The 10956-nt window shown below is 70.0% G+C and carries 12 protein-coding genes and 1 pseudogene; 7 read left to right on the top strand and 6 right to left on the bottom strand.

Translation table 11 applies throughout. The features are described from left to right. Positions 1 to 327 precede the first annotated feature (327 nt). A complete protein-coding gene (locus tag Q0L11_RS04820; protein WP_296595750.1) occupies positions 328 to 2079 on the top strand; it encodes an ATP-binding protein in 1752 nt (583 codons plus the stop codon). Between the two features lie 3 nt (positions 2080 to 2082). Here the strand turns inward: Q0L11_RS04820 and Q0L11_RS04815 are convergent, their stop codons facing one another. Together Q0L11_RS04815 and Q0L11_RS04810 are read right to left on the bottom strand one after the other, a co-directional pair. Continuing rightward, complete coding sequence (locus tag Q0L11_RS04815; protein WP_296595749.1) at positions 2083 to 2559, bottom strand: hypothetical protein; 477 nt, start codon at positions 2557 to 2559, stop codon at positions 2083 to 2085. A 66-nt stretch (positions 2560 to 2625) separates the two neighbouring features. Next, entirely contained in the window at positions 2626 to 3096 is a 471-nt protein-coding gene (locus Q0L11_RS04810) for a MarR family transcriptional regulator (protein WP_296595746.1), read from the bottom strand. Positions 3097 to 3254: 158 nt separating this feature from the next. On the opposite strand from Q0L11_RS04810, the gene Q0L11_RS04805 reads away from it, so the two are divergent. Next, positions 3255 to 3707, top strand: coding sequence for a DUF1801 domain-containing protein (locus tag Q0L11_RS04805; RefSeq protein WP_296595745.1), 453 nt, complete (start codon positions 3255 to 3257; stop codon positions 3705 to 3707). Positions 3708 to 3826: 119 nt separating this feature from the next. Then, positions 3827 to 4540, top strand: a complete 714-nt coding sequence (locus tag Q0L11_RS04800) for a glutathione S-transferase N-terminal domain-containing protein (protein WP_296595744.1) — start codon at positions 3827 to 3829, stop codon at positions 4538 to 4540. Here Q0L11_RS04800 and Q0L11_RS04795 read toward each other — a convergent pair. Beyond that, a complete protein-coding gene (locus Q0L11_RS04795) occupies positions 4533 to 5033 on the bottom strand; it encodes a DUF3237 domain-containing protein (RefSeq protein WP_296595743.1) in 501 nt (166 codons plus the stop codon). The two genes, Q0L11_RS04800 and Q0L11_RS04795, sit on opposite strands and share 8 nt — an antisense overlap. Before the next feature lie 111 nt (positions 5034 to 5144). On the opposite strand from Q0L11_RS04795, the gene Q0L11_RS04790 reads away from it, so the two are divergent. Then, a complete protein-coding gene (locus Q0L11_RS04790; protein ID WP_296595742.1) occupies positions 5145 to 7079 on the top strand; it encodes a CocE/NonD family hydrolase in 1935 nt (644 codons plus the stop codon). On the opposite strand, the gene Q0L11_RS04785 is transcribed toward Q0L11_RS04790, so the two are convergent. Next, a complete protein-coding gene (locus tag Q0L11_RS04785; protein WP_296595740.1) occupies positions 7024 to 8064 on the bottom strand; it encodes a tetratricopeptide repeat protein in 1041 nt (346 codons plus the stop codon). The genes Q0L11_RS04790 and Q0L11_RS04785 overlap by 56 nt on opposite strands. 57 nt (positions 8065 to 8121) lie before the next feature. Between Q0L11_RS04785 and Q0L11_RS04780 the strand changes: the two genes are divergently transcribed. Further along, positions 8122 to 8811, top strand: a complete 690-nt coding sequence (locus Q0L11_RS04780) for a hypothetical protein (protein ID WP_296595739.1) — start codon at positions 8122 to 8124, stop codon at positions 8809 to 8811. Between the two features lie 540 nt (positions 8812 to 9351). Here Q0L11_RS04780 and Q0L11_RS04775 read toward each other — a convergent pair. After that, positions 9352 to 9723, bottom strand: coding sequence for a response regulator (locus tag Q0L11_RS04775; protein WP_296595737.1), 372 nt, complete (start codon positions 9721 to 9723; stop codon positions 9352 to 9354). 275 nt (positions 9724 to 9998) lie between these two features. On the opposite strand from Q0L11_RS04775, the gene Q0L11_RS04770 reads away from it, so the two are divergent. After that, complete coding sequence (locus Q0L11_RS04770; RefSeq protein ID WP_296595735.1) at positions 9999 to 10208, top strand: hypothetical protein; 210 nt, start codon at positions 9999 to 10001, stop codon at positions 10206 to 10208. Positions 10209 to 10385: 177 nt separating this feature from the next. Continuing rightward, complete coding sequence (locus Q0L11_RS04765; protein WP_296595734.1) at positions 10386 to 10703, top strand: UrcA family protein; 318 nt, start codon at positions 10386 to 10388, stop codon at positions 10701 to 10703. A gap of 82 nt (positions 10704 to 10785) precedes the next feature. On the opposite strand, the pseudogene Q0L11_RS04760 reads toward Q0L11_RS04765, so the two are convergent. Then, positions 10786 to 10956 (bottom strand): annotated as a pseudogene (locus Q0L11_RS04760) (hypothetical protein); the annotation flags it as partial.

Here is a 10956-nt window from a genome sequence, read left to right as displayed (position 1 = left end):
CCGGGCCGACGCCCTGGAATGGATCCCCGGGTCAAGCCCGGGGATGACGAGCTGGAGGGGGAAGGGCGTGACGGTGGCGCGCACGGCCTGGCGGTCGGCGCTTCTGGATCCCCGGGACGAGCCCGGGGATGACGAGCTGAGAGGGGTGGGGCGCCGGCGCGGTGCGTGGATCCTGAGCTTTCCACCACGACGTCTTCCGGGCGCGATCCCCCCTTTCCCGCGCCGCGGGGAAAGGAAGGGGCTGTTCGGCGACCAAGGGTCGCGGATCGGGCAATGTGTCGCACCCGGCTCCACGCGGGATTAAGAAGCCCGGAGTCTATTGGCCCGATGGCCGAACCGATGCTCTCGCAAGCCGAACTGGCGCTCGAGTACTTCTACAACCGCACCTACAAGGCCCAGTACGTGCTGCGTATCGGCACGGTCGGGGCGGTGGCGCTGGCCTGCGCGGTCCTGGGCGTCTTCGGCGCGGTGACCGCGGCGTTGTGGGTGGTCGCCTATCTGCTCTCCGAGGTGCTGATCTATAGCTGGTGGCGGCGCATCTCGCCGGAGCTCGGAACGATGGACGACGCGGCCGCCGAGCGTCGTCAGCGGCAGATGGTCGGGTTCGCCGCCCTTTCCACCACCTTCGCCGCCGCGCCCTTTCTCCTCAACGCGCACCCGAACCCCGCCGGGGCGACGGTCAGCCTGATGTTCGTGGCGGGGATCATCATGGTCATCGCGGCGCAGCAGAGCATGCGCGACGGCATGTTCCTCTGGACCGCGCTCGTCCCTGCCGTCGCCCTGGTGCGCAATATGGCCATGACCGGCGAGGGGGTCGGCAGCTTGATCATGGCCGCGCTCGCCCTCTGCTTCGTCGCCAACGCGCGCCAGCTCCAGTCGTCCAACGCCGCGGCCGAAGCGAAGATGATGAGCGGCAAGGTGGAGGCGCAGCGGGCGAACGTCGCCAAGCGCGACTTCCTCGCCAACGTCAGCCACGAGATCCGCACACCGCTCAACGGCGTCCTCGGCATGGCCGACGCCATGTCGTTCGACGATCTCAGCCCGGCGCAAAGCGAGCGCCTGGCCATCATCCGACGGTCGGGCCAGGCGCTGCAGTCCCTGCTCAACGACGTGCTCGACTGGTCCAAGATCGAAGCGGGCCGGATCGATCTGGAAGAGCGGGAGTTCGAGCTCGTCGAGACCATCCACGCCGCGGCGGACGCGTTCCTGGCGACCGCCAACGCGAAGGGCGTGCGCCTCGTCCTGGCGACAGACGAGATCCAGGGCGCCTTTCACGGGGACGCAAACCGCGTGCGGCAGGTCATGGCGAACCTGATCTCCAACGCCGTGAAGTTCACGGCCGCGGGCGAGGTGCGCGTCTTCGGCAAGAAGACAAGCCGGGGCGTGGTCCTGACCGTCAGCGACACCGGCGTCGGCATGACGCCCGAGGACGTGCTGCACATCTTCGACCGGTTCGCCCAGGCCGACGCCTCGACGGCGCGGCATTTCGGCGGGACCGGCCTGGGCCTGGCCATCTGCCGCGCCCTGACGGGCCTGATGGGCGGAACGATCACGGTCGCGAGCGAGGCCGGCCGGGGCTCGACCTTCACCGTGGAACTGCCGCTCCCGTTCCTGGGCGCCGCGCGGGACCCGGCGCCGTCGGAGGCGTCGCCCGCCCGCGAGGCGCAGGCCCGGCTCGACATCCTGGTCGCCGAGGACAACGCCACCAACCAGCTCGTCCTGCAGCACCTGCTGGCGAGCTTCGGGGATATCCGGACCGAGGTGGTGGGCGACGGCGCCGCCGCCGTGGCCGCCTTCCGGGAGGCGCGATGGGACCTCGTGCTGATGGACATCAACATGCCCGTCCGGGACGGCATCGCGGCAACCCGCGAGATCCGCCGGCTGGAGCAGGCGCGCAACGGTCGGCGCACGCCCATCCTGGCCCTCACGGCCAACGCCATGACGCATCAGGTGGAGGAGTATCTGCGGGCAGGGTTCGACGGCGTCGTCGCCAAGCCGATCGTCGCGGCGGACCTGCTCGGCGCCATCGACGAGGCGCTTGCGGACACGCCTGCGGCCGCCGAGGCGACCGTCGCGTAGGCCTTAGGTGCCGGCGAAAAGGCCGCTGGCTTCCAGGCGGCGGTACAGCCGTCGCAGGTTTCCGAGGTTCGCCGTGAGCAGCGAATCGAACCGCGGGCTGCTCAACGTCGCCTCGGGCACGACGAAACCCCGCCTGACCCGTAGGCAGAGCCCTTCGCGCACCAGCGCGGCCACGGCCCGTCGCACCGTCTCGTAGGGTAGGCCCAGGCGGCTTGCGACCGCCAGGGTGCTCGCGGGGCGGCGCAGGGCGTCGGGCGGCGGGCCGTCGGCCGGCAGCAGATGGGCGTTACGAGGGTCGTCGAGGTAGGCGACGTTCGCATCGACGATGGCGATCAGCACCATCGCGTGGATCGGCCTGCCGCCCGTGGCCTCGGCGATGAGCAGGAACGAGCGCAGGAAATATTCGCTCCCCAGGCGGCCCGCCGTGCGGACATGGGGCGCGTTCCCGCGTGCGGGCGGTCGAATCTCATCGGCGTTCACGGAACGATGATCCGCGGTGCGGCGGCGTTGCGCCAGGGTCTTGTCGTCGCGGGCGTTGCAGCGACCTCAGGATTTCGGCGTCTTCACGCCCTCGGCCTCGAACGTCATCGGCGGACCCCAGTCCTCGGCCAGGAGGTGGGCGGCCTTGAGGAAGTTGGGCTTGCCGAGGCGGCGGCCCAGCTCCTCGCCCATCAGGATCATGGAGGCCTGGGCGTCGACGCGCATGGTCTCGCCCATCTTGGTGGGGGCGATCAGCTTCACGCGGCCGTTCTTCGGGTCGTCCACCAGTTCGACGATACCGAGCTCGACCATCTGGTTGATGGTGGCGTGGATCGCCTGGCGGCTGACGCCCATGTTGCGGGCGATGTCGGAGGGCCGCTGGACGCCCAGGACCAGGTTGGCCATCACCATCGACTGGGGCCGGGTGACCACGGGCCAGCCGCGGGCCTGGAGGTAGTTCTGCAACCCCTCGTCGAACCAGTAGAAGCCACGCAGCAGCGACAGCAGTACGTGCCTGACATCGTCCTCGGCCGTCACGCCCCAAACGCCTCCGGATACTTCATCGGCCCTCCAGTGGGGCGGTTCCGGCGGAATGTCAAAGAGATGGACGGTCGGGACGTGCTCGCCCCCGCGATTGGCCGCCGGCCGCGAACGCGTCATGCTGCCGGGCCAGTGCGCGACAGGAGTAGACGACGATGACGCCGAACGACGCGGCCGCAGGCCACGACGACGACCCAAGCCGGCTGATCGACGCGCGCCTCGCCGCGCTGGGCGGCTGGCGCGGCGAGGCGCTGGCGCGGGCGCGCAAGCTGATCCTCGAAGCGGACCCGGCGGTGGTCGAGACGGTCAAGTGGCGCAAGCCGTCCAACGGGATGCTGGGCGTGCCGGTGTGGGAGCGCGACGGGATCATCTGCACCGGCGAGACGTACAAGACCTATGTGAAGCTGACCTTCGCCGAAGGGGCCTCGCTGGACGATCCGTCGGGGCTGTTCAACGCCAGCCTGGACGGCGGCGTGCGGCGGGCGATCGACATCCGCGAAGGTGAGGCGCCGGACGCGGCGGCGTTCAAGGCGCTGGTGCGCGCGGCCGTGGCGTTCAATGCGGCGAAGGCGGCCGCTCGGGCGGGGAAGCGACGGCGAGGGGGCTGAGAGGCCGCGCACAGAACCCGTCGACCGACGTAGGGGCAGCATGGCTCTGATGGCGACCGGCAGAGCGACGCCTGGCGACGCGACGTCGACAGCCTGTCGCCTCGCCACGGAGCACCCCGATGATCACCCTGTACGGCGGTCCGACGCCGAACGCCCGCAAGGTCGCCATCGCCCTGGAGGAGATGGACCTGTCCTGGCGGCTTGAGCTGATCGACATCCTGGCCGGCGACCAGTTCAGGCCCGACTTCCTGAAGCTGAACCCCAACAACAAGGCGCCGGTGATCGTCGACGACGAGCCGGCCGACGGGGGGCCGCCGCTGGTGCTGTCGGAGTCCGGGGCGATCCTCTGGTATCTCGCGGAGAAGACCGGCCGGTTCCTGCCGACCGAGGCGCGGGCGCGGGCGGTCTGCCACCAGTGGCTGATGTTCCAGATGTCGGGCGTGGGCCCGATGTTCGGCCAGAACGCGCACTTCTCGTTCTACGCCAAGGACAAGCACCCCTATTCGATCGACCGCTACGCCAACGAGGTGACGCGGCTGCTGCGCGTGCTGGACGGGCGGCTGGCGGAGGTCCCGTACCTGGCCGGCGACGACTACACGATCGCCGACATGGCGACCTGGCCCTACACCCTGCGGCAGGTGGAGCTGCGGGCGGCGGAGTTCCCGAACCTGAAGCGCTGGTTCGATAGGGTCGCGGCGCGGCCGGCGGTTCAGCGCGGCGTCGAGGTGGGCCGGGAGACCCTGCGCAAGGAGACCATCGAGGGCGGGCTTGCGGGCCTGTCGGACGAGCAGCGCTCGATCCTGTTCGGGGACCGGCAGTACGCGGTCAGGTGATGGCGTACATGTAGTGGTTGATGCCGGTGGTCGTGCGCTCGCCGCAGCCGATGGCCATCACGGCGTTCAGCCAGGCGTAGCGGGGGTCGGCGGTCTCGAAGACCGGGGCGATGCGGATCAGGTAGCGCGACGGATCGACATGGGGCTGGGCCTGGTCGCGGAACGCGGCCGAGACATCCGGCGGGATCAGGGTGCGGCCGGAATAGGTGACGTAGATCAGGGCGCCGTCGTCGGTCTTCCAGACGCTGCGGGCGTCGAACGCGCCCACGGCCGCGCCGTCGGGGCCCTCGCCGGTCTCCGACCAGTTGCCGCCGCCGGGCAGGATCTCGCCCTTGATCCGCGGGCCCTCGAAGCGGCCGCCGGTGATGTAGCCGACACGGCGGTTGCGCCAGGGCGACTGGCCCAGGCTCATGATCTCGCCCGCCACCTCGAACGCGGCCATGCAGAGGGGCTGGCTCTTCAGCGAGCGGTCGCCGAAATCGAAGGCGGACATGCGGGGGGACTCCATTAATTAGAATGCTAAGCTATTGGTCCCGCTCGCCAGCGGTCAATATCGACACGCCCCGCGCATCGTCGGATGGTGCGGTCGCGGCGGGGAGGCGGCATGGAAAAGGCTGACGGGGCGACCATCGACAGACGGACGCTGGGCCTGGCGTTCCTGCAATTGGCCGCGACCTTGGCGATGCCGAAGGCCGTCGCCGCGGCCGAGGCGGCGGGGCCGCACGAGGTGGTGGTCCGGACGAACGTGATGGTGGCGATGCGCGACGGCGTGCGGCTGGCCACCGACCTCTATCTGCCGGCGAAGGGCGCAGAGCCCTTGGACGGGCGGTTCCCGGTGATCCTGGAGCGGACGCCCTACGGCAAGTCGCAGGCGACCCAGCGCCACGCCAGCGCCGAGATCGCCCGGCTGTTCGCGAGCCACGGCTACGTCGTGGTCTATCAGGACGTGCGGGGGCGCGGCGGCTCGGAGGGGCGCTACGTCAAGTACCTGAGCGACGGCGACGACGGCTTCGACTGCTGCCGGTGGATCGTGGCCCAGCCGTGGTGCGACGGGAAGATCGGGGCGCACGGGCTGTCGTACGGGGCCCACACGACCACGGCGCTGGCCTGCGCGGGCGCGCCGGGCGTGGCGGCGCTGTTCATCAACTCGGGCGGCTTCTCCAACGCCTACCAGGGCGGCATCCGCCAGGGCGGGGCGTTCGAGATGAAGCAGGTGACCTGGGCGCTGAACCAGGCGGCCGAGTCGCCCGAGGCCCGGGCCGACCCGAAGCTGGCGGCGACCTTGGCGGCTGTGAACATCCGGGCCTGGCTGGCGAAGCTGCCGTGGACGCGCGGGGCCTCGCCGCTGAGCGCCGTGCCCGAGTACGAGGACTATGTCTTCGACCAGTGGGAGGCGGGAACCTTCGACGGGTTCTGGAAGCAGCTCGGCATCCATGCCGAGGGCTACTACGACGCCTTCGTGGACGCGCCGACGATCTGGATGTCGTCCTGGTACGACCCCTATCCGCGCACAGCGACCGACAACTACGTGGCCCTGTGGAAGCTGAAGCGCGGGCCGCAGCGGCTGATCCTCGGGCCCTGGACGCACGGCAACAATCACCAGACCTTCGCGGGCGACGTGGACTTCGGCCCGGCCGCGCGGCTGGCGGGCAATGTGGCGCCGGACCTGACGGTGCTGCGCAAGCGCTGGTTCGACCGGCATCTGAAGGGTGGGCGCAACGGCGTGGACGACGAGCCCGCGGTGCGGATCTTCGTCATGGGCGGAGGCTCCGGGCGGAAGACGGCCGAGGGGCGGATGGATCACGGCGGCCGCTGGCGCGCCGAGACGGCGTGGCCGCTGCCCGACGCCAAGCCCGTGCGGTTCTATCTGCGGCCGGATGGCGGGCTGTCGGAAGGGACGCCCGCGGCGGGCGGCGAGCGGACGTACCGCTACGACCCGAGTCATCCGGTTCCCAGCATTGGCGGGACGATCACCTCGGGCGAACCGGTGATGGTGGGCGGGGCCTTCGACCAGCGCGAGGGGCCCAAGTTCTACGGCTCGGAGCAGGCGGGGCGGGCGCTGAGCGAGCGGCCGGACGTTCTGTCGTTCGAGACGGCGGTTCTGGCCGAGGACATCGAGGTGACGGGGCCGATCGAGGCCGAGCTGTGGGTGGCGACCGACGGGCCGGACACCGACTTCACCATCAAGCTGATCGACGTCCATCCGCCGAACGCCGACTACCCGCAGGGCTACGCCATGAACCTGACGGACGGCATCCTGCGCGGCCGCTATCGAGACTCCTGGGAGCGGCCCGCGCCCATGGAGCCGGGGCGAGCCTATCGCATCCGGGTGCAGGCGTTCCCCACGTCGAACCTTTTCAAGGCCGGGCACCGCATCCGGCTGGACGTCTCGTCGAGCAACTATCCGCACTTCGACATCAATCCGAACACCGGCGAGCCGGAGGGCCGGTGGACGCATTCGCGGGTGGCGACAAACACGGTGTTCATGGGCGGCGACCGGGCGTCGGCGGTGATCCTGCCGGTGGTGCGTCGGGGGTAGCTCTCGCAAGCAGGCTTTGCGCCTCCAGATCCCGCTCCACCGCTGCAAGCACATCCCCCCAGTCGCCGGCCACCGTTTGCCGGTAGAGCCGGATCGACGGATACCAGGGGCTGTCGGTGCGCCCGCGGAGCCAGCGCCAGTCGGTCTTAATGGCGGGAAGCAGGACCCAGCAGGGCTTGCCCAGGGCGCCGGCGAGATGGGCGACCGAGGTGTCGACGGTGATCACCAGGTCGAGGGCGTCCACGATGGCGGCGGTGTCGGCGAAGTCGCGGGCGCCGGTCTTGGCCGGGTCGAGTTCGACGAGGCTGGCGGGCAGGGCGCGCAGGCGGGCGGCCGCGGCGGGTGGCAGCGAGCGGTTGGCGTCGTTGGCGTGCTGCGGATTGCCCGCGGTGACCAGGCCGACGCGGAAGCCCGGCGGCAGGTCGGGGGCGGGGCCGGCAGCGCGCAGGTAGGGCGCGTTCGGCAGGGTCTCCAGCGTCACGCCCAGGCGGCCGGCCAGCGACGGGCTCATGACCCAGAAGTCGGGATCGGGGAACTCCACGGCGCCGGCGGCGGCGCGGACGTCGACGCCCGGCAGGGACTGTTCGAACAGGCGCTCCAGGCCGGGGCGGCAGAGGACGGTGATCTCGGCGCCCTGGTCGCGCAGCAGCGGCGCGAAGCGGGCGAACTGGATCTGGTCGCCGAACCCCTGCTCTGGCCAGATCAGGAGGCGGCGGCCCTGAAGCGGCTCGCCCCGCCACTCGGGGAACGGCAGCTTCGGCTTGGCCAGCCGCGGCTCGGCGTGGCGAGCCTCGAAGTGGCGGAAGCCCTCGGGCAGGCGGCCCAGGCTGAGCAGCAGGGCGCCCAGTCGCGCCTCGGTCTGGTGCTGGTCGGGGGCGAGCCGCAGCGCCTCGCGCAGCGCGGCCTCGGCTTCGCGCAGGCGGCCCTGGTCTTCGAGGGCCACGGCGCGATTGTGCAGCTCGACGGCATTTCGCGCGTCGGTCATAGCCGAACGCCCCGCGCCCGGCGTAGGAAGGTCGCCAGCAACGATCCCGGACCGGCCGTGAACTCCAAGACGCCTTCCCTCATCCTCGCCACCCCCTGCTACGGCGGGATGATCCACCTGATCTATATGCAATCGCTGCTGGCGCTCCAATCGGCCTGCGAGGCGAGGGGGCTGGCGCTGCAGTCCGACCTGGGCGGCGGCGAGGCGCTGATCAGCCGGGCGCGGGCGGGGATGATGGCGCGGTTCCTGGCCTCGGACGCGAGCCACCTGCTGTTCGCCGACGCCGACGTGGGCTTCACGCCTGACGACGTGTTCCGGCTGCTGGACGCGGGGCGCGACGTGGTGGGGGGTTTCTATCCGAAGAAGCGGGTGGACGCGGCGGTGCTGAACCGGGGCGAGCCGCTATCGGCGGCGACGACCCTGGAGGCCAGGCCGCTGTCGGACGGCTACGGCGCGGGCCTGCACCGGGTCGCGGCGCTGGGCACCGGCTTCCTGCTGGTCTCGCGCGGGGCGGCGCAACGGATGACCGAGAGCTATGCCCACCTGCGCGCGGGCCTGGGCGACGTGGCGGGCTCGCAGGTGAAGGACGCGGTGATGGTGTTCGACTCGTTTATCGAGCCGGAGACGGGGCGCTACCTGTCGGACTACGAGGCCTTCTGCCGCCGCTGGCGCGACCTGGGCGGCGAGGTCTGGGCCGACGCGGCCGTGCGGGTCAGCCATCTGGCCGAGATCGCCGTCCGCGCCTAGCGCGACCCATCGGATCGCCGCCTAGAGCTAGGGCCTGCAGACGCCGGGCCGCTCGCCGATCACCGCCTCGGCCGCCTCGCGGCTGTCGAAAGGTCCTACCGTACAGCCGTCCGCCCGCCGATATGCATACCAGCCGGGTGGCGTAAGCCCGTGGCCGAAGTCGTCAGGCACCTCGAAGACGTCTTTCCCGCAATCCCCGACCGCATCCGACACGCGGATGATCTCCCCCCGAAGCCTGCAGTGTGTATGGTGAACTGTAGAGCTTGCAGAGGCGTGGTCCAGCAGCCGGGCGTTGCATTCCGCGCCCGCATGGTGCGCTGCCGGCGGTTCGCGGCATTCCGTTTGCGCAGGACTATTCTGCACAAATGGTAACTACCGGCCGCACAGGCTTGGCCTTATCTCCCCGCTCACCGGCGACGCCGGAAGAAAGGAGACAAGCCCATGAAACTCGTTCTTGCGATTTCCGTCCTGGTCGGCTCGCTGAGCCTGCTGGTCAGCGACTGGGCCGGCCAGGCGTTCCCCTACCTCTAGGGATCGACCTCAGCGCGCCTTGAGCTCGCCCAGCACGCGCGCCAGATCGCCCTCGCGGAAGGGCTTCTGAAGCACCGGCGAGCCCCGATCCACATCGCGAAGGCCCGCATCGCCGTAGCCCGTGGCGAACGCGAAGGGCGCGCCCTTTTCGCGGAGCAGGTCGGCCAGCGGGAAGATCGGCTGGCCGCCCAGGTTCACGTCGAGCACGGCGCAATCGAGTTCGGCCTGCTTGGCCAGTTCGATCGCCTCGTCCAGCCGCGAGGCGGGACCGACGACCGTGCAGCCCAGGTCGCTCAGCATGTCCTCGATCAGCATGGACACCATCATTTCGTCCTCGACGACGAGGACGCGCAGCCCCTCAAGGTTTGGCTGGGCGGTCATTCCATGCACTCCAAAACGAAGGCCAGCGTCATCCGGCATCGCTCAATCGCACCTGTCTAGTTGAACATGAACTGAATGTCGCGGCGCGTGTGCGTCGTTCGCCCTTTGCGTGCATCGCTCGCCTTCCCCGCGCCGCCGATCCCGCAAGGAACGGCCAAGCTTTTGTTTGGTTCCCGCGCGCTGCGCGGACGCGTCGCAGGCCCTGCGACCCGGCGTCTTCGTGCTTTGGAAACCACTTCCGGGCGAGACTCCGCAGGCGATCGAGGGAAGAACCGATGTTCGACTTCACCGTCCGGGCCCGCAGCGGCCATTGGGTGCTTCAGGACGCCGAGGCCGGCGACCTGGGAGCCTACGACACGCGCGATGAGGCTCTTGCCGCCGCCGGCGACTGGATGCGCCTGATCGAGATGCCCTGGCCGGTGCTGGTGTGCGACGCCGACGGCGAGTGGCACCAGACGGTGGTGGAGCCCACCTGCCTGCACTGACGCGGCTCGTCCCGACGGCTTGGCGTATTACGAAGCGTTAAAGTATTAAGCCGCTGTAATTTCCTTAAATCGACGTCATTACTCCCTATTCACGGGCATTCGGCCGAGCGTCGAAGTATTCGTTTCCTTGCCGGCGGACATCACCGCCGGAGCACAACCGCTCCGAAGGAAACGACCATGTCCAACCTGACCACTCGCATCGCCTCCGCCGCCATGCTGGCCCTGGCCGCGCTCCCCATCGCGTCCCTCCCCGCCTCGGCCCTGGCGGCCCCCGCCTCCGTGAAGATCGCCGACATCAACCTGCTCACCCCCGAGGGCATGGCGACCTTCACGAAGCGCGCCGACTATGCGGCCCGTGACTTCTGCCGCGAAGAACGCAGCCTGAGCGCCGTCGCTTCCTGCCGGGCCGGCGTGAAGGAAGAACTCTCCGAAAAGGTCACCGCGGTCCGCTCGGCCCAGATCGAGCAGGCCTCCAAGACCTTCGCCGCCCGCTAAGCTCTCCCTTCGAACAGCGGACGTGCGAAAGGGCCCGCGGCCGCACAGCCGCGGGCCTGATCGCGTCTAACTGCGGCTTTACTTAAGCCGCGGCGTCGACCAGTACGATCTCGGCGTCTTCGAGCGCCGTCACCTTGAGGACGTCTTCGTCCTTCACCGCCGCGCCGTCCCGGGCGTTCAGCCGAACCCCGTTGACCTCCACGGCACCGACCGCCGGCACCAGATAGGCGTGCCGGTCCTTGCCCAGCACATA

The organism is Phenylobacterium sp. (genome assembly GCF_024508875.1).
GTDB lineage: Bacteria > Pseudomonadota > Alphaproteobacteria > Caulobacterales > Caulobacteraceae > Phenylobacterium.
This window is presented reverse-complemented; position numbering and strand designations above follow the sequence as displayed.

What these genes read in the sequence shown, in the direction of transcription:
- Q0L11_RS04785 (WP_296595740.1), bottom strand. Translation starts at nt 8,064, where the DNA reads ATGACCGACGCGCGAAATGCCGTCGAGCTGCACAATCGCGCCGTGGCC.
- Q0L11_RS04775 (WP_296595737.1), bottom strand. Translation starts at nt 9,723, where the DNA reads ATGACCGCCCAGCCAAACCTTGAGGGGCTGCGCGTCCTCGTCGTCGAG.
- Q0L11_RS04765 (WP_296595734.1), top strand. Translation starts at nt 10,386, where the DNA reads ATGTCCAACCTGACCACTCGCATCGCCTCCGCCGCCATGCTGGCCCTG.
- Q0L11_RS04795 (WP_296595743.1), bottom strand. Translation starts at nt 5,033, where the DNA reads ATGTCCGCCTTCGATTTCGGCGACCGCTCGCTGAAGAGCCAGCCCCTC.
- Q0L11_RS04790 (WP_296595742.1), top strand. Translation starts at nt 5,145, where the DNA reads ATGGAAAAGGCTGACGGGGCGACCATCGACAGACGGACGCTGGGCCTG.
- Q0L11_RS04800 (WP_296595744.1), top strand. Translation starts at nt 3,827, where the DNA reads ATGATCACCCTGTACGGCGGTCCGACGCCGAACGCCCGCAAGGTCGCC.
- Q0L11_RS04770 (WP_296595735.1), top strand. Translation starts at nt 9,999, where the DNA reads ATGTTCGACTTCACCGTCCGGGCCCGCAGCGGCCATTGGGTGCTTCAG.
- Q0L11_RS04805 (WP_296595745.1), top strand. Translation starts at nt 3,255, where the DNA reads ATGACGCCGAACGACGCGGCCGCAGGCCACGACGACGACCCAAGCCGG.
- Q0L11_RS04820 (WP_296595750.1), top strand. Translation starts at nt 328, where the DNA reads ATGGCCGAACCGATGCTCTCGCAAGCCGAACTGGCGCTCGAGTACTTC.